The organism is Pelobium manganitolerans, assembly GCF_003609575.1.
Taxonomy (GTDB): Bacteria; Bacteroidota; Bacteroidia; order Sphingobacteriales; family Sphingobacteriaceae; genus Pseudopedobacter; species Pseudopedobacter manganitolerans.
Map to the genome: position 1 here is coordinate 386,160 of NZ_MBTA01000001.1, position 22,077 is coordinate 408,236.

General features: G+C 42.9%; 22 protein-coding genes. 9 read left to right on the forward strand and 13 right to left on the reverse strand.

What is annotated here, in order from left to right; translation table 11 throughout:
• Positions 1-4: 4 nt before the first annotated feature.
• The gene (locus tag BCY91_RS01690) at positions 5-1,570 is read left to right on the forward strand and encodes a RagB/SusD family nutrient uptake outer membrane protein (RefSeq protein ID WP_120180271.1); all 1,566 of its coding nucleotides are present in this window, start codon (positions 5-7) and stop codon (positions 1,568-1,570) included.
• A 216-nt stretch (positions 1,571-1,786) separates the two neighbouring features.
• Positions 1,787-3,259, forward strand: coding sequence for a glycoside hydrolase family 10 protein (locus BCY91_RS01695; RefSeq protein WP_245988973.1), 1,473 nt, complete (start codon positions 1,787-1,789; stop codon positions 3,257-3,259).
• Here BCY91_RS01695 and BCY91_RS01700 read toward each other — a convergent pair.
• The 8 genes from BCY91_RS01700 to dusB form a co-directional block, all read right to left on the reverse strand.
• Positions 3,256-3,948, reverse strand: a complete 693-nt coding sequence (locus BCY91_RS01700) for a carboxypeptidase-like regulatory domain-containing protein (protein ID WP_120180272.1) — start codon at positions 3,946-3,948, stop codon at positions 3,256-3,258. The genes BCY91_RS01695 and BCY91_RS01700 overlap by 4 nt on opposite strands.
• Positions 3,949-4,436: 488 nt before the next feature.
• Entirely contained in the window at positions 4,437-5,576 is a 1,140-nt protein-coding gene (gene gmd / locus BCY91_RS01705) for a GDP-mannose 4,6-dehydratase (RefSeq protein WP_120180273.1), read from the reverse strand.
• Between the two features lie 60 nt (positions 5,577-5,636).
• Entirely contained in the window at positions 5,637-6,509 is an 873-nt protein-coding gene (gene rfbA, locus BCY91_RS01710) for a glucose-1-phosphate thymidylyltransferase RfbA (RefSeq protein ID WP_120180274.1), read from the reverse strand.
• A 217-nt stretch (positions 6,510-6,726) separates the two neighbouring features.
• Positions 6,727-7,317, reverse strand: coding sequence for a DUF3109 family protein (locus BCY91_RS01715; protein ID WP_394341541.1), 591 nt, complete (start codon positions 7,315-7,317; stop codon positions 6,727-6,729).
• 216 nt (positions 7,318-7,533) lie between these two features.
• Positions 7,534-8,031: an N-acetyltransferase gene (locus BCY91_RS01720; protein WP_120180275.1), complete on the reverse strand. Its 498-nt coding sequence runs from the start codon at positions 8,029-8,031 to the stop codon at positions 7,534-7,536.
• Positions 8,031-9,140 carry a DegT/DnrJ/EryC1/StrS family aminotransferase gene (locus BCY91_RS01725; protein WP_120180276.1) on the reverse strand — a complete coding sequence of 370 codons (1,110 nt, stop codon included), beginning with the start codon at positions 9,138-9,140 and terminating at the stop codon, positions 8,031-8,033. The genes BCY91_RS01720 and BCY91_RS01725 overlap by 1 nt, the downstream gene beginning before the upstream one ends.
• 55 nt (positions 9,141-9,195) lie before the next feature.
• Positions 9,196-9,582: a Co2+/Mg2+ efflux protein ApaG gene (gene apaG, locus BCY91_RS01730; RefSeq protein ID WP_120180277.1), complete on the reverse strand. Its 387-nt coding sequence runs from the start codon at positions 9,580-9,582 to the stop codon at positions 9,196-9,198.
• 48 nt (positions 9,583-9,630) lie between these two features.
• Positions 9,631-10,623 carry a tRNA dihydrouridine synthase DusB gene (gene dusB / locus BCY91_RS01735; RefSeq protein ID WP_120180278.1) on the reverse strand — a complete coding sequence of 331 codons (993 nt, stop codon included), beginning with the start codon at positions 10,621-10,623 and terminating at the stop codon, positions 9,631-9,633.
• Between the two features lie 58 nt (positions 10,624-10,681).
• On the opposite strand from dusB, the gene BCY91_RS01740 reads away from it, so the two are divergent.
• The 4 genes from BCY91_RS01740 to BCY91_RS01755 are packed head-to-tail and all read left to right on the forward strand — an operon-like array spanning position 10,682 to position 13,295.
• Positions 10,682-11,596, forward strand: coding sequence for a CPBP family intramembrane glutamic endopeptidase (locus BCY91_RS01740; protein ID WP_182995277.1), 915 nt, complete (start codon positions 10,682-10,684; stop codon positions 11,594-11,596).
• On the forward strand, positions 11,577-11,780 hold the full coding sequence (locus tag BCY91_RS01745; RefSeq protein ID WP_120180280.1) for a putative signal transducing protein: 204 nt from the start codon (positions 11,577-11,579) through the stop codon (positions 11,778-11,780). Before BCY91_RS01740 ends, BCY91_RS01745 begins: the two co-directional genes overlap by 20 nt.
• A 1-nt stretch (position 11,781) precedes the next feature.
• Complete coding sequence (locus BCY91_RS01750; RefSeq protein ID WP_120180281.1) at positions 11,782-12,585, forward strand: phosphatidate cytidylyltransferase; 804 nt, start codon at positions 11,782-11,784, stop codon at positions 12,583-12,585.
• A 23-nt stretch (positions 12,586-12,608) separates the two neighbouring features.
• The gene (locus BCY91_RS01755) at positions 12,609-13,295 is read left to right on the forward strand and encodes a phosphatidylserine decarboxylase family protein (protein ID WP_120180282.1); all 687 of its coding nucleotides are present in this window, start codon (positions 12,609-12,611) and stop codon (positions 13,293-13,295) included.
• Here the strand turns inward: BCY91_RS01755 and ypfJ are convergent, their stop codons facing one another.
• Positions 13,296-14,138: a KPN_02809 family neutral zinc metallopeptidase gene (gene ypfJ, locus BCY91_RS01760; RefSeq protein ID WP_120180283.1), complete on the reverse strand. Its 843-nt coding sequence runs from the start codon at positions 14,136-14,138 to the stop codon at positions 13,296-13,298. It abuts the gene before it with no gap.
• A 56-nt stretch (positions 14,139-14,194) separates the two neighbouring features.
• Entirely contained in the window at positions 14,195-15,568 is a 1,374-nt protein-coding gene (gene mgtE / locus BCY91_RS01765; protein WP_120180284.1) for a magnesium transporter, read from the reverse strand.
• 210 nt (positions 15,569-15,778) lie between these two features.
• On the opposite strand from mgtE, the gene BCY91_RS01770 reads away from it, so the two are divergent.
• The gene (locus BCY91_RS01770) at positions 15,779-16,888 is read left to right on the forward strand and encodes a 3-oxoacyl-ACP synthase III family protein (RefSeq protein WP_120180285.1); all 1,110 of its coding nucleotides are present in this window, start codon (positions 15,779-15,781) and stop codon (positions 16,886-16,888) included.
• Between the two features lie 515 nt (positions 16,889-17,403).
• Positions 17,404-18,564: an iron-containing alcohol dehydrogenase gene (locus BCY91_RS01775; protein ID WP_120180286.1), complete on the forward strand. Its 1,161-nt coding sequence runs from the start codon at positions 17,404-17,406 to the stop codon at positions 18,562-18,564.
• 141 nt (positions 18,565-18,705) lie between these two features.
• Here the strand turns inward: BCY91_RS01775 and BCY91_RS01780 are convergent, their stop codons facing one another.
• Positions 18,706-19,698, reverse strand: coding sequence for a fasciclin domain-containing protein (locus tag BCY91_RS01780; protein WP_120180287.1), 993 nt, complete (start codon positions 19,696-19,698; stop codon positions 18,706-18,708).
• A gap of 221 nt (positions 19,699-19,919) precedes the next feature.
• On the opposite strand from BCY91_RS01780, the gene BCY91_RS01785 reads away from it, so the two are divergent.
• Positions 19,920-20,816: a hypothetical protein gene (locus tag BCY91_RS01785; protein ID WP_120180288.1), complete on the forward strand. Its 897-nt coding sequence runs from the start codon at positions 19,920-19,922 to the stop codon at positions 20,814-20,816.
• Positions 20,817-20,984: 168 nt separating this feature from the next.
• Here BCY91_RS01785 and BCY91_RS01790 read toward each other — a convergent pair whose 3' ends face one another.
• On the reverse strand, positions 20,985-21,371 hold the full coding sequence (locus BCY91_RS01790; RefSeq protein WP_147387885.1) for a hypothetical protein: 387 nt from the start codon (positions 21,369-21,371) through the stop codon (positions 20,985-20,987).
• A 13-nt stretch (positions 21,372-21,384) separates the two neighbouring features.
• The gene (locus BCY91_RS01795; RefSeq protein ID WP_182995278.1) at positions 21,385-22,047 is read right to left on the reverse strand and encodes an energy transducer TonB; all 663 of its coding nucleotides are present in this window, start codon (positions 22,045-22,047) and stop codon (positions 21,385-21,387) included.
• Positions 22,048-22,077 lie beyond the last annotated feature (30 nt).

The following is a 22,077-nucleotide window of genomic DNA, read 5'->3' on the forward strand; positions in this document are numbered from 1 at the left end:
AGTTATGAAACATAAAATATTATTATTCGCAGCCTTTACGTTGCTTTTTGCAACAAGTTGCGAGAAAGACTTCTTAGATGAAGAACCAAGCGAATACTTATCTCCAGAACAGATAGCTAAAGCTAGCGAGAAAGATCCGTCACTATTAAAAGGTTCAATTGCAGGACTGTATGCTCTGATGTATCAGGCAGAGACTGGAGGTACTACAGATCATGATGATTTTGGTCAAAAAGGATATGACATTTATAGTGACATGATCAGCTCTGATATGGTACTGGGAAACACCATATATGGCTGGTATTCTACATTGGCCAAATATCAGTCAACAACAGACTATACCAGAATAGACGCTTATAAGCCATGGAGATATTACTATAAGATTATACTTGGCGCTAACACAGTTATTCAGGCGTTAGGCGGAAATGATGAAGAGCCTACATTGGCGGATAACAAATATATTATGGGGCAAGCCAAAGCAATGAGGGCTTACGCGTATTTTTACCTTGCTCAATTTTATTCAAAAGGATATGGTGACGGCAACGCCAAAATTCTTCCAATCTATATAGATACAGATTCGCCAAACCAGCCGTTAAGCACAACTAAAGAGGTTTATGATTTGATAATTGAAGACCTTACCCAAGCAGTGACTTACCTAGATGGATTTAGTAGGGATTCAAAATCTCAAATCAATAAATACGTTGCTGAGGGGTTACTAGCCTATGCTTATGCAGCAAGGGGAAGCAATGAAGATTTAGCTAAAGTTATTACTTTGACTGAAGACGTTATTACTAATAGCGGGTTGCGACTTAATAACGCAAATGAGCTAGTAGCAAAATTGGACGCTAACGGAAAATTGTTAAATCCTGAATCAGGATTCAACAATATTAACAACGCAAGCTGGATGTGGGGTACCGACCTTACTTTAGCAAGCAATCTTGATTTAGTTTCTTGGTATGGTCAGGTAGATATATTTTCTTACAGCTACGCATGGGCTGGCGATCCTAAAATCATCGATAAAGGACTTTATGATAAAATTCGTTCTGATGATATTAGAAAAAACCAGTTTGATCCAGAGGTGGGCGGTATAGAAAGCCTTCCTATTTACGCCGATGAGGGCTACGAGGAAGGAGATTTAGATTTTACGCCAGTTAACAAGTTTTTTGCTCCAGAGCGTATCATTGGTGGCCAAAGACAAATTACAACGGATTATCTTTACATGCGCTTGGAAGAGATGTATTTGTTAAATGCCGAAGCTAAGGCAAGATTGAATCAAGATGGACCGGCACGCGACGAACTAAAGCTACTTTTGGCATCTCGAGTTGCTGATATCAGCTACTTGGATGGTTTAAGCGGACAGGCGCTGAAAGATGAAGTTTATTTACAAACCCGCATAGAATTATGGGGAGAAGGAAAAACTTATCTAGCCATGAAACGTAATAAAATGACTGTGACCCGTGGACCTAATCACATATATTTCCCAGATGAGTCATTCCCTTACAATGATGATAAATTAGATTTTCCTATTCCTCAAGCTGAGATTATAAACAATCCGGCTATTACTGGAAATTAAAATCACCTAATTCATCACCCCCACGCCAAACAGCGTGGGGGTTTTTTATTTTCTGAAAAAAAAGCAATCCTTACCAAACCCCTCATCCCTACACCAAAAACCCTATCTTTGCGTTTTCAAAAAGAGCCTTAATAATTTTTGATGATGCAATTGAAATCAGCACTTTATACTTTTCTGTTTTTTCTTTTATCCGCCAACTTTTCCTTCGCACAAGAAATGTCCCCAAAGCGGGAGTTCCGAGGCGTATGGGTAGCCACCGTGGTTAATATTGATTGGCCCAGCAAGCCGGGCCTCTCTACGCAAGAACAAAAAGACGAGTTGATTGCTATTTTAAACAAACATCAGGAAGAGGGCATTAATGCAGTCATGTTCCAAATTAGGCCGGCCACAGATGCTTTCTACGCCATCAGTAACGAGCCCTGGTCGCGTTATTTAACCGGCAAACAGGGTCAGGCGCCATATCCTTTTTATGATCCTTTGCAGTTTGCCATTGAAGAATGCCACAAACGCGGCATGGAGCTGCACGCTTGGTTTAACCCCTACCGTGCAACTTTTGATGCCCGCGAAGAAACCATTGCCGCCAACCATATTACCCGCACCAAACCCGAGTGGTTTTTAAAGTACGACGGTAAAAAGCTATTTAATCCCGGTTTACCCGAAGTGCGCGAATACATTAACCAAGTCATCTTAAACGTGGTGGACCATTACGATATAGACGGGGTGCATTTCGACGATTATTTTTATCCTTACGCAGTTAAAGGTCAGTATTTAGATGATTATGCCACCTTTAAACAACACAGCCGTGGCTTTGCCGATATTAAAGATTGGCGCCGCGATAATGTGGATTTGCTAATTAAAGCCATTAATGATAGTGTGCATGCCCACAAAAGTTATGTGAAATTTGGCGTTAGCCCATTCGGTATCTGGAAAAACCGTTCGCAAGATATATTAGGTTCTAACACTGCCGGTGGCGATTCTTTTTACGGTATTTACGCCGATTCGCGCAAGTGGGTGCAAGAAGGTTGGGTAGATTATATCAATCCGCAGATTTACTGGGCCTTTGAAACCCGCGCCGCGCCTTATGCCAATTTGGTGGACTGGTGGAGCGAGAACACCTATGGCAGGCATCTTTACATCGGCCACGGGGCTTATAAAATTAACTCGGCAGATTACAACTGGCGCAACGCCAAACAGCTGGGCCGGCAAATTACCTACAACCGCGCAAACCCAAGGGTGCAAGGCAGCGTATTTTTCAGTTCAAAATCTTTAACGCGCAATCCGCTTGGCATTTCTGATACATTAAGTCGCCACTATTACAAATATCCGGCTTTGCCGCCACTAATGCTTTGGTTGGATTCTGTAGCGCCCAACCCGCCAAAAAATTTGTTGGGTATAGAGAGTGAAAGCGGGGTTTTGTTAAGTTGGAAATTGCCGTCCCCAGACCACCAGAACGAGAAAGCTTACGGCTTTGTGGTTTACCGATTTGAGGAAGGCGAAGAACTAGATTTGGGAAAGGTTAGCGCCATCAAAAACATTTATTACGGCGATATCACTTCTTGGGAAGATACTAAAGTAGAAAAAGGGAAGGTTTATACTTATGTGGTAACCGCGCTGGATCGCGTAAAGAATGAGAGTGAGCCGGGTTTACCTTTTAAAATTAAGATTAAGAAAGGCCATAGTCCGCTTTAAAGCTTTTTGCGCTTTAAAAATTCTTTGTATTTCTGTTTGATGTAGGCCATATCGTCATAACGGGTCCAATATTTTACGTCTTCTGCCTTTGGCCGGTGATAGTACATAAACTCGGCTAGGTCTTCGTCTTTAATGGGGATGCTTTGCTTAATAACGGTTTTGTTAAAATGGCGGTCCACCATGGTTTCGGCATTTTCGCGTGCTGCATAATTGCTGAAACGTTTGGCGTTGTTGGCATCGGTGCTCAACAGCTCGTGCAGGGCAGTTAACGGACTAAAAATGTAAACCAGCAAGGGCGGGTCGCCATTGTAAAAGACACCTTTGGCCCTATATTCATCCAGCACCTCTCTTTGCTCTTGTTGTTTAGTTTGGCCTTTTACCTTCACTTCGTCTAGCGCGATGCTGGCTTCCAGGTAAATCAAAAGGTTTTGCTTGGCGCTGATGACCTGCTGAAAATCCGCAAACCCGATTTTACTAAAGTACAAGGTATCGCCGATGGAGGCCTCTATCTGGAAATTGCCCCACTCGTCGGTTTTGGTATGGTGCGTTTTGTTCTGGATAAAAACATTTTCCAGCCTTTTATTGCTTCCTCTCTCGAAAACCAAACCCTTAAGCATGGTGCTTTGCGCAAAAAGCATTTGGGTGCTTAAGCTAATTAAAATGCTTAAAAAGGTTTTTTTGCAGGTCATTTGTTTAAAGATGCGGATTTATTTTTTGCCGAGGCTGGTTTTTGGGTTTTTTAACAATAGCCGGTGGTAAACGGTGCTAGCTAAGGTCGCAGGGTTCTCTTCGAGAAACCCTGCTCGGACAGAATCATCGTACCATTTCACTACATTCTAAGAGATATGGTGAAGCACAGGTTGCAAACCGGCGCTAGGTGAGGTCGCAGGGTTACCCTGCTAGGACAAAACCCTGCTCGGACAACAGAAACCCTGCTCGGACAACAAGTGAAAGACTTCCGAAGTTTCAAAAACTTCGGAAGTCTAAGCCCCTCAAACATTGAGCGAAATCATCGTACATTTCACTAATTCTACGAGATATGGTGAAGCACCGGTCGCAAACTCGCTCTAGGTGAGGTCGCAGGGTTCTCTTCGAGAAATCCTGCTCGGACAAAAAATAAAAAAGCTGCCTCTTTGTTTGAGACAGCCTTTTGTTATCATTTAGCGAAGCACAATTGCTATTCAAAATAATTCATGGTTTGATAACCACCATCTTTTAAGTACTGATCTTTTTTGGTTTGGTGAAGGTCCGATAGGATCATATCTTTTACCAAAGCAGGCAGATCGTAGTTTAACTTCCAGCCCAATTTTTCTTTGGACTTGGTTGGGTCGCCCAGTAGTAAATCAACTTCTGTTGGCCTAAAGTATTTAGGATCTACTTTTACCACGGTTTGGCCAAGCTTCAACGCCTCTACGTTTAAGCCTAGCTCTTGCGCTTTTTCGCGGTCTACATCTATAATTACACCTTTTTCATTGTCATCTTTTCCAGAGAACTCTACCGTAATTCCCAGTTCTTCAAAGGCCATACGAACAAACTCGCGTACGGTAGTGGTAACTCCGGTGGCAATTACAAAATCTTCCGGTTTTTCTTGTTGCAAAATTAGCCACATTGCTTCCACATAGTCTTTAGCATGGCCCCAGTCGCGTTGTGAAGAAAGGTTTCCTAAGTACAGGCAGCTTTGTAGGCCCATAGCAATTTTGGCGGCCGCGCGGGTAATTTTACGCGTCACAAAAGTTTCCCCTCTTATTGGGCTCTCGTGGTTAAATAAAATACCGTTGCAAGCAAACATATCATAAGCCTCACGGTAATTTACAGTAATCCAGTAAGCATACATTTTTGCTACGGCATAAGGCGAGCGCGGGTAAAAAGGCGTAGTTTCTGATTGCGGAACAGCCTGCACCAAACCATAAAGTTCGGAGGTAGAAGCTTGGTAAATGCGCGATTTTTGGGTTAAGCCCAATAAACGCACCGCCTCTAAAATACGCAAAGTACCAATACCGTCTGCATTGGCCGTATATTCTGGTGTATCAAAACTCACCTTAACGTGGCTCATGGCGGCCAGGTTGTAAATTTCATCAGGCTGAATTTCTTGTATTAAGCGGATGAGGTTGGTAGAGTCGGTTAAGTCTCCGTAATGCAATTTCAGCTTAACGCCTTGCTCATGCGGATCTTGATAAAGATGATCGATACGGTCTGTGTTAAACAAGGACGTACGGCGTTTTAAGCCGTGTACCTCGTAACCTTTTTTCAGAAGAAATTCTGCAAGATAGGCGCCGTCTTGCCCGGTAATACCTGTAATTAATGCAACTTTAGCCATGTGTTTTTTTTAATTTTTAATTTGGGAAGTTGGGAACGATGGAATAGAGACGATACCCTCTTACAAAATCCTCCCGTCCGCAATATCGATCAAATATTTGCCATAACCGCTTTTTACCAAAGGCTCGCCTAGTTTACGCAGTTGTGCGGCATCAATAAAGCCCATACGGTAAGCAATTTCTTCTATACAGCCTATTTTTAAGCCTTGGCGCTCCTCTATCACCTGTACAAAAGTGCCGGCTTGCATTAAGGAGTCAAAGGTGCCGGTATCCAACCAAGCGGTTCCCCTGCTTAGCAAACCTACTTTTAACAATCCTTTATTTAAATAATGTTTGTTTACATCGGTAATTTCCAGCTCGCCACGTGGCGACGGTTTGATGTTTTTAGCCACTTCAACTACGCTGTTATCGTAAAAATACAATCCCGGAACGGCATAGTTTGATTTAGGTTGCGCAGGTTTTTCTTCAATTGAAATTGCCTTTTTGTCTGCATCAAATTCTACTACGCCATAACGCTCAGGGTCATGTACGGGGTAGGCAAATACTACACCGCCCTGTGGCCGGTTGTTGGCTTGCATGAGCTTGGCCATGCCGTCGCCGTAAAAAATATTATCGCCTAAAACTAAAGCTACCGCATCATTACCAATAAATTCTTCACCAATAATGAAAGCTTGGGCTAAACCGTCTGGAGAAGGTTGCACAGCATAAGAGAATTTACAGCCCATATTTTCACCATCGCCCAGTAGCTTCTGGAAACCTGGCAAATCCTGTGGGGTAGAGATGATCAGCACTTCGTTAATGCCGGCCAGCATCAGCGTGGATAGCGGATAGTAAATCATCGGTTTATCGTAAACCGGCATCATCTGCTTACTTACGGCCAGCGTTAATGGATGCAATCTGGAGCCTGTTCCGCCCGCTAAAATTATTCCTTTCAAACTTGTAGGGGTTTATTAAAATGTTGTTCTTATAAGTTGCACAAAACTAAAAAATTAAGTCTTATTTAAAACACTTAGAGCCTGTTTAAATTTATATTGTAAAACTGTTTATCGCTTATTTTTGAGCGAAACGAGGCGTGTTTTTGCAGAGATAGCGGGGCTTCTACCTCAAAAAAACACAACAAAGTTGTAGCCGAAAAGAAGCATAAACAAATTATTAGATAAATTTTAAACGGGCTCTTACATTTTCTTCCAGCTCATCGTACCAATCTTGCCCGTATTTACGGATAAGTGGCTCCTTTAAAAACTGATACACGCGCACTTGGTGCTGGTTGCCAAAGCTACAGGCCGGCGCACAAATGCTCCAACGGTCGTAGTGCAGCATGTCAAACTCAGGGTATTGCGTTAAGCGGATGGGATATAAGTGGCAAGAGATAGGTTTTTTCCAATCTATTACACCTTCTTCATAAGCTTTTTCAATGGCGCATTTAGTAATGCCGTTTTCCCAAGTTACATACGCACATTCCTTATTTACATCCACACAAGTGGTGGTATAATCGCCGTCAAAATCTTTCACATAAGTGCCTTGCTGTTCAATGGCCTCAATGCCTTTTGGGGTCATGTAAGGTTTTACTTTTGGATAAATATCTTCTAAAATAGCCAGTTCATCCTCATTCAATGGCGCACCCGAATCGCCCTCGATACAACAAGCACCTTTGCATTTTTCGAGATTACAGATGAAATTTTCTTTAATTAGCTCTTCGGAGACTAAATGCCCCCCGATTTCTAACATTACTTTCTCACGCATTTTTACGTCTTTTGTTGTTAAGTCAGCTGTCCGCCGTCAGAGTTTAGCGGCAGAATACAGGACTTGTTGCTAACCTGTTGTTATTGTCCACAACGACATCAATCCATTATAATCTGCTCGGTTTTATTTTCAATAACCCAATTTTCTCCAGTTACTTTTGTCTTAGTCGCCGGTTGCCAATATGACCGCAGATTCGGACAACGGGCTGCCAGCCTTTTAAACCACGTTCCCTTCTTCGTCCACTTGTCCTTGCTTTGTTGCAGGATTTCCGTACCACAGCTCAAAATCGCCGACGTTTTTAGTGAGCACTGACCCGGCGCCTACTAAAGCGTAATTGCCAATGGTAGTTCCGCAAACAATAGTGGCATTTGCACCTATACTGACACCCTTTTTCAGCAAAGTTTGTTGATAGTTCCCCTTGCGGTTGATGAATGCGCGGGGTGTTAAAACATTGGTAAAAACTACCGATGGGCCTATAAACACATCCTGTTCTACCACCACGCCTTCGTAAACCGAAACATTATTCTGGATTTTAACGCCATCGCCAATGTTAACGTTTTTGCCGATGAAAACGTTTTGCCCAATGTTGCAATTTTTGCCGATACGCGCACCGGCAGAGATATGACAGAAATGCCAGATTGCCGTGCCTTCGCCTATTTCAACGTTTTCATCAATAACAGATGAGCTATGAACGAAGTACTTGGGCTGTTGCATCAAAAAAAGTTTTTTATTTGCGTGCAAATATAGCGGATATCTTGCAGGCTTAGCAATGGGTGCACAGGCAGGGAAAGCACTTCTGCGCAAAGCGTCTCGGAAATCGGGAAATTACCCGTAAAAGCCTGATAAGCTTTTTGTGTGGCGATAGTTTGCGGATAATAAACCATGCTGGATATCCCTTTTTCTTGCAAATGGGTTTTTAGAGCATCGCGATGCCCGTTTTTCACTTTAATGGTAAACTGATGCCAAGTATGTTGCGCGTTTGGATGTACAGCGGGCAAAACCAATCCGGGCGTTTTTTGCAACAGATTAAGATATTGCTGGGCAATATATTCTTTGGCTTGCAGATAGGCTTGCAGTTTAGGCAACTTCACCTGCAATACGGCCGCTTGTAAACTATCTAACCTGGAGTTAACGCCCAACAAATCGTGCTGATATTTTTTTGGCTGACCGTGGTTAGCGATCATTCGCGCTTTGTTAGCCAGCCCATCATTGTTGGTGAACAGCGCGCCGCCATCGCCAAAACAGGCCAAGTTTTTTGTGGGGAAAAAAGAGGTACAGCCGAAACTGCCCAAACTGCCTAAAAAGCGGCTTTCGCCTTTGAACAGATATTTAGCGCCTAAAGCTTGCGCACAATCTTCTACAACTTTTAACCCGTGTTCCTCGGCTAAGGCAAAAAGTTCATCTAAATATCCGGCTTGGCCGTATAAATGCACCGGAACAATGGCTTTGGTGCTTTTATTAATGGCTTGCGCAACTTTAGCAACATCAAGCTGGAAATATTGCGGTTCTACATCTACAAAAACCGGCTTTGCGCCTAAAAGGCAAATCACTTCGGCTACAGCCACATAAGAAAAGGCGGGCACAATTACCTCGTCGCCAGCTTTAATATCCAGGGCCATCAAAGCAATTTGCAGGGCATCGGTGCCGTTGCCACAAGAAATTACATGCTTAACATTCAAGAAATTGGCTAACTCTTGTTCAAACAGTCTAACGGGTTCGCCTTGTATATAAACGCCACTTTTTAACACTGCGCTAAGTGCAGGTAAAATATCCTTTTCTAATGCCAAATACTCGTCTGGCAAATTCATCATCTCCAACTTCATCAATAAAATAAATTAAAAAATGTTGTTTTTAAAGGAGATGGATGGTATTAGCTTGTTAGTTTAGTTTATAAGGTGCAATTAAAGAAAATTCGGGGATGGATACATCAAAAATTTCATCATCCACCAATCTTTTCATCTGGTAAGCGCCCTGCATGGTGCCCATATCTGTCCTCAGGTTGCAACCCGATACATATTCATGAAATTCGCCCGGCTCAATAACTGGTTGTAAGCCCACCACGCCTTCGCCTTCTACTTCTCTTTTGGTTCCGTTAGAGTCGAAAATTTGCCAGTGCCTTCTTAACAGCTGCACCGCGTAATTGCCCAAATTCTCGATCTGGATTTTATAGGCAAACATAAAATGTTCGTTCGCCGGATTGGAATATTCTGGCTGGTAGATGGTTTCCACCGAAACTTTTACGCCTTCAGTAATTTGAGCTACCATGTTTTTAATGTTTTGGTTAATAAGGGACGATGACTTAAAGCGCAAATATTAAACCAATACCCCGCTAAACTGATATTCTATTTCTTGCAACACTTCTTCAATGGCGTTCATGTGCTCTAAAGAAACCAATTTAGTCCGATATTCTTTAAAGTTAGGAATTCCTTTAAAATAATTGGCATAATGGCGGCGCATTTCAAAAATACCGGTTTTTGGGCCTTTCCACTCTACCGATTTTTGCAGGTGTATTTTGCAGGTTTCTACTCTTTCTTTCAGCGTTGGCGGATCCAACTGCTCGCCGGTTTTAAAAAAGTGTTTAATCTCTCTAAAAATCCAAGGATAGCCGATAGATGCCCGGCCAACCATAATACCGTCTACCTCGTACTCTAAACGCCAGTCGGCGGCTTTTTGTGGCGAATCCACATCGCCATTGCCAAAAATTGGGATGTTGATGCGCGGATTACGTTTGATTTCGCGGATTAAAGCCCAATCTGCCTTGCCTTTGTACATTTGTGCGCGGGTACGGCCGTGTATGGTTAAGGCCTGTATGCCTACATCTTGCAAACGCTCGGCAACTTCGTACACGTTTTTGGTGTTATCATCCCAGCCTAAGCGGGTTTTCACCGTTACCGGCAAGTTGGTGGCTTTAACCACGGCCGCCGTCATCTGCACCATTTTATCAATGTCTTGCAGTAAGCTGGCACCGGCACCTCGGCACGCCACATTTTTAACGGGGCAACCGTAATTAATGTCAATTAAATCGGGTTTGGCTGCGGCCGATATTTCCGTAGCCTGGCGCATATGCTCCACATCAGAACCAAAAATCTGAATACCGATAGGTCTTTCGTATTCAAAAACATCCAGCTTTTGCCTGCTTTTAGCAGCGTCTCTAATCAATCCCTCAGATGATATAAACTCGGTGTACATCATATCAACCCCGTTTTGTTTGCACACATAACGGAAAGGCGGATCGCTTACGTCCTCCATCGGCGCAAGCAACAAAGGGAATTCGCCCAGGTCGATATTTCCTATTTTAACAGACATTCAAAATCTAATCAGTAATTTAAGCGCAAATTTACCAAAAAGTATTATTATGCCCGCCATGCAAAAGTCAAGCGCTTACCACCCTGTAATGCAACTGCTATTTTTGGTGCTCTGCTGTATAGTGGGCGCGGTTATTTTTAGCATTATTTGGCTGTTGTGCTATTTTGCCATGGGACAGTCGGTAGATTTTGCCAGCCTCGCCAATGCTAATACCATGGACATCGGTTTTTTGCGGGCACTGCAAATAAGCAGTTCTTTGGGGATGTTTGTGGCGGCGCCCATCGCCTTTGCTTATATCAATGAGGTTAAGCCTGCCCAATACCTTTACCTAAATAAAGTTGCGCCGGCAACTTTGTTTGTGTTGGTTTTTGTATTGATGCTGTGCGCCACGCCTTTGCTAGAATGGTTGGCCTTAGTCAACCAAAAAATGCAATTGCCACATGCTTTAAAAGATTTAGAAATTTGGATGCGCGCCAAAGAAACAGAAGCCGCCATGCTTACCAAAAAGCTGTTGGTGATGCACAACTACAGCGATTTAGCGATTAACCTGCTGATGATTGCCATAATACCTGCCGTAGGTGAAGAGCTGTTTTTTAGAGGCGGACTGCAAAATATTTTTGGCCAGTGGTTTAAAAACCCGCACATAGCCATTTGGTTAACGGCAATTGTGTTTAGCGCCATACATGTGCAATTCTTTGGGTTTTTTCCGCGGATGTTTTTGGGCGCACTGTTTGGCTATCTGTTGGTGTATAGCGGCAGTATTTACTTGCCTATGCTGGGGCATTTTATCAATAACGGCAGTGCGGTAATTATGGCTTTTGTGATACAGCGCCAAGGCGGTAAATTAGATAACCTGGAAGAGATTAACGCTTTTAACAGCTACGCCTACTTAATTAGTGCAATATTAACCTTAGTTTTGCTTTTTTACTTTATAAAATCCGCTAAGCAGCTTGATGAACAGCAATTGGGTTAAAATTTATACTTCGCACGACTTTTACAAGGCCGAAATAGTAAAGCAGGTTTTGATAGACCACGAAGTGGATGCTGTGCTAATGAACAAGCAAGACAGCGCCTATAAATTTGGTGAAGTGCAGGTGCACGTTCCAGAAAGTGCTTTCCAGCACGCTTTAGAAATTATTTTAGAAAACGATTTATAGCATGAAAACCAGAGCCATAACCGGATTTATATTTGTGTTAGTGATGCTGGCATCTCTGTTAAGCGGGGCATACATTTTTGTTGTTTTTTACGGATTACTGAGCCTTTTGTGCTTAACCGAGTTCTTTAGCTTGGTAAAAAGTAGCGGCATAAACCCCGATAAGCGTTTAGGTTTATTGTTGGGCTTTATTTTGTTGTGTTCTTTTGTAACCCGTTTATTTGTTGATTACGACAGCAAGTGGCTATTGCTGAACATCCTGTTATTTTTGGCAATTTTCATCCGCGAGCTGTATAAGAAGTCGAAACTTCCTTTTAGCAATATTGCCTACACCTTTTTTGGCTTGCTGTACACGGTTATTCCTTTTGTGTGTTTTATTAGCGTTGCATTTATTTCTGGGGCCTATAATTTTCATATGGCTTTGGGTTTTTTTCTGATGCTTTGGACAAATGATACCGGCGCTTACTTGTTTGGGGTAAAGTTTGGCAAACACCGATTGTTTGAGCGGCATTCGCCGAAAAAATCGTGGGAAGGTTTTTTCGGTGGTATTTTCACCGCGGTACTTACCGGCTACTTGCTGTCTGTTTTTTATACAGATTATGCTTATTACCACTGGATGGCCATGGCTCTTATTATTTCTTGTTTAGGCACCCTGGGCGATTTAACCGAATCTATGTTTAAGCGCAGTATTGATATTAAAGACTCCGGAAAAATTTTGCCGGGACACGGTGGCGTTCTCGATCGCTTTGACGGCTTGTTGTTATCCGCCCCAGCGATATTCGTTTACCTATATTTAATCACTAATTAGTAGTTTCGCATAAATTTAACAACATGACTTTTCATAAAGAAGGATATACCTCGTTAGCCATCTGCGTTTTATTTATAGCAGTTACAAACGCTTTAATTCATTATTATTTGCCCGATGTAACTTGGTTTGTATGGCTTTGGTATGCCGTTTCTTTGTTTTTGTTTATTACGATAGTACAGTTTTTCCGCAGCCCATCGCGCAAGCTTACCATAGATGAAAGGCAAGTAGTTTGCCCGGCAGATGGTAAAGTGGTGGTGATTGAAGAAACCGAGGAAGGCGAGTACTTTAAAGATAAGCGTGTGCAGCTTTCGGTATTTATGTCGCCGGTGAATGTGCATGTAAACCGTAACCCCATAAGCGGATTGGTAAAATATTTTAAATATCATCCGGGCAAATATTTGGTAGCTTGGGATCCAAAATCATCTACAGAAAATGAACGTACCACCACCGTTGTGGCACATAAAAGTGGGCTTGAGGTTTTATACCGCCAAATTGCCGGTGCTTTGGCACGCCGCATTGTTTGGTATGTAAAAGAAGGCGACCGGGTAGAGCAGGCCCAGCAGTTCGGTTTTATTAAATTTGGCTCCAGGGTTGATGTTTTTTTACCATTAGGATCGCAAATTAACGTAAACCTGAACGAGGTGGTAAAGGGTGGTGTTACAGTTTTGGCCACTTTGCCTAACGTGTCGGTAGAAAAAACTGAGGCTTAATTAATCCAACTGTGCAAAGGTGTCGCCCTGTTTTAGGTCGCCGGTTTCGTAACCTTTCATAAACCAGTACATTCTTTGTTTAGAAGTGCCGTGCGTAAAAGCATCGGGGACTATGTGGCCTTGTGTTTTTTGTTGGATGGCATCGTCGCCAACGGCATTTGCAGCGCTCATGGCTTCCTCAATATCTCCGGCTTCTAAATATTGTTTGTTGTAATGTGCAAAAACGCCCGCGTAAAAATCCGCTTGTAGTTCCAAAGCCACCGAAAGGCGGTTGGCTTCCCTTTCGCTTAAATTTTGTTGCATGCGGCTCACTTTTGCAGATGTGCCTAAAAGGTTTTGCACGTGGTGCCCCACCTCATGTGCAATTACATAGGCGGTGGCAAAATCTCCGCCTTGGGCGCCAAAACGGGTTTTTAGCTCGTTCATAAAACCAAGGTCGATATAAACTTTTTCGTCTGCCGGGCAATAAAAAGGACCTACAGCTGATGATGCGCCACCACAAGCGGTTTGCACGCCATTGGTAAATAAAACCATTTGGGGTTCTTTGTAGCGGTTTCCGTTTTCTTCAAACAACTTGCCCCATACGTCTTCGGTATCTGCCAACACAACGGATACAAATTCTCCCTGCTGTTTTTCTGCTTCACTTAGCTCGCGCTGCTCGCCACTGCCGGCATTTTGGTTTTGCAACTGACTTAATAATTGGCCGCTATCGCCGCCTAAAAATAACTGTACCAACAGTACAATTACGCCTACAATACCGCCGCCGGCAATTATTTTTCCGCCACCGGATAATCCTCTGCGGTCGTCAACGTTGCTGCTTCCGCGTCTTCCAAGCCATTTCATATGATACTTTTTTTGCTCAGGTGTGCAGATTGTATGCCAATACTTTGCAGTTGGTGTTACAATAAAACGTCGCGCAAGAACATCATCGCAACCGTGAAATAGATAATTAAGCCGGTAACATCTACCAAGGTAGCCACAAAAGGTGCGGACGATGAAGCTGGGTCCGCGCCCAGTTTTTTGAGAACAATAGGCAACATAGAGCCAGCCAGCGAGCCCCAAAGCACCACGCCTACCAAAGCTACGCCTACGGTGCAACCAATTAACACCCAATGTGGGCCGTACATAGGTGTAAAACTTGTCCAAACGGCAATGCGTAAAAACCCTATGAGTCCTAGCGTGAGCCCCAAAAGCAAACCCGAAATAATTTCTCTGCGCATCACACGCCACCAATCTGTCAGTTTAATTTCGCCCAAGGCTAAAGCCTGGATAATTAGGGTAGAAGCTTGCGATCCGCTGTTTCCGCCACTTGAGATAATTAGGGGCACAAATAAGGCCAGCACCACCGCTTTTTCTATCTCGCCTTCAAAATGGCTCATCGCGGTAGCGGTAAACATCTCACCAAAAAATAAAATCACCAGCCAGCCCACGCGTTTTTTTACCAGTTTTAGCAAAGGCATATCCAGATAAGGCTGGTCCAAAGCCTCGGTACCGCCCACCTTTTGCATGTCTTCGGTATATTCTTCGTGGGCAATCCACAAAATGTCATCAACGGTAACAATCCCTAAAAGTATGTTTTGGTCATCCACCACAGGCAGGGCCACGCGGTTGTTCATTTTAAAAACGTTGATGGCTTCTTCTTGCGGGTCGTTTACATGGAGCGCAATTAAACGGCTATCGGTAAGATCGCCAATTTTAGCTTCAGGGTCTGATAGTAAAATTTCGCGGATACGGATGTCATCTAACAAAACGCCATCTTTATCTACCACATATACAACATCAATGGTTTCGGAGTTTTTGCCGTAACGGCGAATGTGGTTTAGGGCGCGCTCGACTGTCCAATCGGTTTTTACCGCAATAAAATCTGGCGTCATTAAACGGCCCACGCTTTCTTCCTCGTAGCCTAACAAAACCAAGGCTTCTTTGCGGTCTGCATCGGGCAGTAGTATCAGCAGTTTTTTCACTGCTTCGCCCTTTAGCTCGCTAAACAGCGCGGTACGGTCGTCCGGCGGAAGCTGCCTGATAATCTCCGTTAGCTTATTGCTTTGCAGTTTGGCAATAATTTTTTCTTGCGTGGGGAAGTCTAAAATCCGGAAAACGTTAACCGCCCGTTTGATAGATAGGGTTTCGATAAATTTTACGGCATGTTGCGGAAGCTCGTCAATCAGCTCTTCTACTTCCGAGATGTTCAGCTCGTTGATGTATCGTTTTAAAGCTCTGTCGTTTTCGGCATCTAACAGCAGGATTACTTCATCCAGAACCAATTTTTCCATAAAACGCGTGTTTATTGGTGCTTGTTAAAGGGGCTGTAAATTTGCGTTTTTATTATGAGAATGCCATAGTTTATTGCGCCAGCGTCCGGTATTTTTGCCTTTAATAACAAATTTCTCGCCAATAGACTTAAAGCTAACATTAAAAAAGCAGGCACATCAAATTAAATTATCCTTAACTTTGAACCGAAAACCAATTTAGTTCACGGTAAAATGTCTAATATAAAATCTGTTATTGTTGCAACCGGCAGCTATATCCCGCCAAGGGTAATTGAAAACCAACATTTTTTAAACCATAGTTTTTTTGAGAAAGATGGTACGCCCCAAGCGCGAAAGAACGAGGAAGCAATTGAGAAGTTTAAGGCGATTACCGAGATTGAGGAGCGCCGTTACGCGGAGGATGATTTAAACGCATCGGATTTGGCTTTTTTAGCCGCGAAAGATGCTTTAGAAAGCTCGGGCATTGATGCCGAGGAGCTGGATTATATTGTGGTGGCACATAATTTTGGCGATGTTGCTAAGGGTAGCAACCGGGTGGATATGATCCCCACCTTGGCCAGTCGCGTAAAACATAAATTGGGCATTATAAACCCCGATTGCGTGGCTTACGATTTGCCTTTCGGTTGCCCGGGATGGTTGCAAGGGATGATTCAGGCAGATTATTTTATTAAATCTGGTGATGCTAAAAAAGTGTTGGTGATTGGCGCAGAAACGCTTTCGCGCATTGTTGACCCGCATGATAAAGACACCATGATTTATGCTGACGGTGCGGGCGCAACTATTTTGGCCGCCGTGGCGGATACTGATTCGGGCGTGCTGAGCCACAAGGCGCAGAGCCATACGGTAGATCAGGCTTATTTTTTAAGGATGGAGCCATCGTGTAACCCAGCGCACCAGTCGGATGCGCGTTACTTAAAAATGGATGGCCGTAAAGTGTACGAATATGCTTTGACGCATGTGCCTAAAGTGATGAAAGCTGCGCTGGAAAAAGCCGGTGTTGAAGCCAGGGAAGTGAAAAAAGTATTGGTACACCAAGCCAATGGCAAAATGGACGAAGCAATTTTAAAGCGATTTTTTAAACTGTACAATGCGGAGGCGCCAGCCGGCATTATGCCCATGACCATTGCAAAACTGGGCAATTCTTCTGTGGCTACCGTACCTACTTTGCTGGATTTAATATTAAAAGGAGAAATGGAAGGACATACCGTAAAAGCGGGAGACGTTTTGCTGTTTGCCTCTGTAGGTGCAGGGATGAATATTAATGCGATGGTGTATCGAATGCCTCACCCTAAATCCCTCTCCGGAGGAGAGGGACTTGCCTAGTTTGGGGGAGAGCGTAAGTGTAAAGTAGTAAGTATAAAGTATCAAGATGCTGATTGAAATATAAAGCGGGCGAAGACCCGTTTTTTATGGTGTTAAACTAAGTTGGCAGGCAGGTTGGGGCAAAAGCTAATGTTTTAACCCGAGTTTGATTAATGATTTCAGAAATCATCAATAGTAACGGGCTTCAGCCCGTTTTACAGGACAATTTATGATGGCTTTAGCCAAACATGGATCAGAAAGTTTTGGCAAAACCATATTCTTGATCATCTTAGTCATCGGGCTAAAGCCCGATGTAACTGAATCAGCTTTCGAAGCTTTATAATCGGTGATTTGATAATCGAACTCATGTTATTAAAATTTTTAAAAGCGATTAGCAGAGGCAATAGCAAATAAAAAATCTTAAAATTATCATTTGAATGTTAAGCTGTATGGTAGCGGGCATTTTGCTTTTAGGCTGGCTTAATCCTTGTGGAAAATGAGGCACAGAAAAAATCAGTTTCCTTAAAAATATAACGATGTTAAATTTCGAATTTAAAAACCCAACAAAAATCATATTCGGTAAAGACCAAATTGGCAAACTGGCAGATGAAATTCCGGCCAATGCCAAAATATTGTTGTTATACGGTGGCGGTAGCATCAAAAAAAACGGGGTTTACGAGCAGGTGCAAAACGCACTGAAAAATTTTGAGGTGTTGGAATTTGGTGGTATCCCAGCAAATCCGGAGTATGAGGTGCTGATGGAGGCTTTAAAGGTAATTAAAGCCGAAAACATTACCTTTTTACTGGCCGTTGGCGGAGGTTCTGTGATAGATGGCACTAAATTTTTAGCTGCAGCAGCGCGTTACAAAGGAGAGGATCCTTGGGATATTTTGAAAAACGCGGTGCGCACCACAGATGCGATGCCCTTTGGCACCGTTTTAACTTTGCCTGCTACGGGATCGGAAATGAACTCGAGTTCGGTAATTACCCGTAAATCAACCCAAGAGAAATTGGGTATGGGCGGTACAGGCTTGTTCCCTGTGTTTTCTATTTTGGACCCGCAGGTGGTGCAATCGGTACCGCAGCGGCAGTTGGCAAATGGCATAACAGATGCTTTTATGCATGTTTTGGAGCAGTACATGACGTATCCCATCGGCGCCGCTTTGCAGGATCGTTTTGCCGAAAGCATTTTACAAACTTTGGTAGAAGTGGCACCTAAGATAATGGCCAACCCGGCCGATTATGAAGCGGCGGCCAACTTTATGTGGTGCTGCACCATGGCGCTAAACGGGCTTATCCAAAAAGGTGTGCCTGGCGATTGGGCAGTGCACCAAATGGGCCACGAGCTTACCGCGCAGTATGGTATTGACCATGCCCGCACCTTGGCTATCATCGCGCCAAGCCACTACCGCTATAATTTTGAAAGCAAAAGAGAGAAATTAGCGCAGTACGGAAAACGTGTTTGGGGAATAAATGAAGGAGATACGGATGCTATCGCGAAAGCGGCCATTTATAAAACAGAAGAATTTTTCCATTCTTTGGGTATCGATACCAAACTATCCGACTATACCCCAGATTACAATGGCACGGCACAAAAAATATCTGAACGTTTTGCGGAAAGAGGATGGCGAGGCTTAGGCGAACATAAAAGGCTTTCGCCGGATGACGTAGAGAAAATTGTAGCAATGAGCTATTAGGAAGGAGCAAAGATTAAAGAGCAAAGAACAAGGAGCAAAGATGGAGATTTGAGACAGGAGAGCTGGAGTGGCTTTCCTGTTTTATTTTATCGTGCTGGCATTGTCCATTCTTTAGCTCATTCACTCCTTCTTGCATCAAAATTACCTTAAAACAGCATCTGTGATATGGATAATTCCGTTAAGCGTTTGAATATCAGAGATAAGCATATTTGCGGTAGCTTGGTTTGATTTTATGGTGAAATAGCCGTTTCCTAAATCTGTTAAGCTTAGTGGCGTACTGCTATTTGCCGTAACACCGCCGGTCTTTAGTACAGAAGTGAGAGCAGGTTGGCCTAAAAAGTTGCTGCGCAAAATCTGTGTTAAGGTGTTTTTGTCAATTTTATGGATGTCTGCCGGTTTGCCAACGCTGATGCCAAGTTGCCGGCCAAGGTTTTCGAAAGCTAAGTCTGTTGGTGCAAAAATGGTAAAGTTGTTTTTAGCGTCGGCTAATTCTGCATCCAAACCGGTGTAAGCTAAAGCCTCGGTAAAAATCTGCAGCTCGGGTTTTACAAATACTTTAGCGCTGGCAAATTCCTTTATCGCACCATACAAATTCGCGTTTATGGCCATCATCACCCGGTTTACCACGTGCACCGTTCCGTTATCTGCTTTTATGTTGGCCGAAATTATTTTAGATCCGTTGATATACAGAGAGTCGTTTTTAACGATGATACGTTTCTTTAAATTTTGGCTAAGTAAGGAAGAAACCTCTGCGCCGCCTATTAATAGGTCTTTGCTTACATTTCCGTTGTTGATATGGTACAGAAATAGCTGCTGTATAAAAGCCGGTTGCAAAAGATTTACATCACCGGCTTGTTTAATTCCTATTTTTGCAAAAGCTTCATTAGTAGGCACAAACACGGTAAAATCACCATTAGAACCGCTTGCGGTGTTTCTGTTTGATAAAGTTACCACATAGTTGTTTTTGATGGTTAACAGTTCAAACTGGCTTAAAGCCTGATAGCCCATAATGGTTTGCGCTACGGTAGGCGTTGTGCCATGATCTTTGTTGTTGCAGGCTACAACAGATAAAGATGCTATTAAGCCTAACAGCCCCAGTTTAAAATTAGAAAGCTTTCTGTAAAAAATATTCATCCGTGAGTTTTTGTATAGCGTAATTTAATATTTATGAAGGGTAACATTTACGTTTATAAATGCGGTTAAAGCTAGTTTTTATCCCTTGTTGTTTTGTTTTTTGTTGTTAATTTGCGCTTACGTTTCGGCAAAAATATTATCGCAAAGCGCTATATTATTACAAACATACGTCTAAACAAAAAATCTTAGCTAAAAATTTTAAACTTAACCTAACGCCACAAATGAAAATTTTCTACTCGAAGGTTCTTCTTACCCTTGTTATTTCGCTGGCAAGCATCAGCGCAAGCTTTGCCCAAACTTTACTTACGGGATTTATGCAAGGAAAAAAAGGAGGATATGTTACCTTTTCTGGAAACCATGAACATTATAGCAGTGCTTTTTACTATCCAGAAAAAATTGACGAGATACCGGTTTTTAAAGAGATATCGGTAAACACGTTCAATATTTTAGGCACTTACGGTTTTACCGATCGTTTTGAGATGCTGGTTAACATCCCTTTTGTGCAAACGGTGGGTTCGCCAGATGCGGGCGTGTTAGAAGGTTTGGGTTATACTAACCAGCAAGATGGCGCGCAAGACATTAGTGTTTACGGTAAATATCAGTTTGCCAAAGTAGGGAAAGTGGCTTTCCAAGGCGCGGCAGGTTTTTCTACACCTTTAAGTAAATACTATATCGAACCTAATTTCCAGTCTTTACTTTCTATAGGTGACCGCGCCACAACCTATAATGGAATATTGCTAGGGCATTTTAAAGATGAGCGTGGTTTTTTTATTACCGGCCAGCTCGGTTACAGCTTTAGAACTACGGCTGTACCAGATGCGGTATTGAGCGAATTGAAAATCGGGATCAGTCGCCCGCGCTTTTACTTAAGCGGACAGGTGGGCAACCAAACCTCTACCAGCGGAACCGATATTTTGAGACCGGGTTTTACAGGTTCTTTTGTGGAAACACGTGTAAACTACACCAAGGTAGGCGGAACAATTTATACGCCTTTAGACGGTAACTTAGGCCTAAGCATTGGTGGCGGAGGCATAGTTGGCGGAAGAAACGTGGGCCAATCTTACTACGGCATGGCAGGCTTAACCTATAACTTTTTATACCATCCATTGGTTAAATAGTCAGGAACGGACTGAAGTCCGTTTTTTTTAAGTCAATAAAGGCTTTAGCAAACCTAAGCTCCGCAATTTCGGCTAAAAGCCGTATTAAATAGCTCTTGTACATCGGGCTTTAACCCGATGCAATTGGAGCAATATTAAAAAGATTGGGGTAGAAAAAGCAAACGCTAATTATAGCCTTCTTTGCAGTTTGTAGCTCCAAAAAATCCTGAGCATCTCCGCAAAAATAATGAGCGGTAGCAATAATGACTCGGGGTTGTTGATAGGAATAACGTAGCTGATAAAAGACAAAAATCCGAAGCTGAAGGCTAAAAAGATGAAGCGTGGCACAAGCTGGCAATAATAAATAATGATGCCGGCTTTTTTGGGGATGCTGAGCAAAATAGCGCTAGCCAATAAGCTAAACCACAGCAGGATAAATAGCGCCCGCGAAAAAACCTCGTTCAGCGTAAAAGATTCTGCTGTAAACAAAGATTGCAATTGCAACAAGCCCTGCTCCAGCATAAAAAAGAAGGATAGTAAATCTAAAAAAGCAAAAGCGCGGAGCCACCATTTCATGGTGCTAAGATAATTATTTACAGTTTGCGGCAATTAAAGCATCTGCATCTGCAAAGCCAATATTTTTGATGAAGTGCAAAATTTTGCAAGCTTCTTCTGTTTTACCGTTTTTGAGCAGGCCATTAGCCTGCGCCAATTGCGCGTTTACAAATTCTTGATCGAAGCCTAGCTCGGCCTTTAAGTTTAAAATTTCTGCTTCCTTTGTCGGGTCGGCTTTACCCAAATTTTTATCGGCATAATAGGCCAACACCAAATTTTCCAAACCTTGGCGTGCCTGGTACTGCATTATAGCCTGCTGTTTTGTGGCTTGTGGCACTAACTGGCAACCGTAGTTTTGCAATTCAAATTTTATGGGCACAATTAATTCTTGCGTGGAGTCGTAGTTTTTGTCAAGCTCCCATTTACCCTTGGTAAGTTGAATTAGACGGATGGCTTCATCATCTAAATCAATTCCTAAACCTTTTTTTACTTTCACATCGCGCAAAGTACCTTCGGCATCTAGCTTAAAAGATATAGACACCGTGCCTTCTATACAATGCTGTTTAGCGTATGCTGGATAGCGCATTTCGGAGCTTAGAAACGATTGCAGGTCGCCTTTGGTAAAATGGGGCTGGGCAAAGGCGGTACTTCCTATTAAGAAACTGATAAATAAAATAAAAATGAGGGTTTTGCTCATGACCATAAAACGTTTTTATCCGCTTTTTAT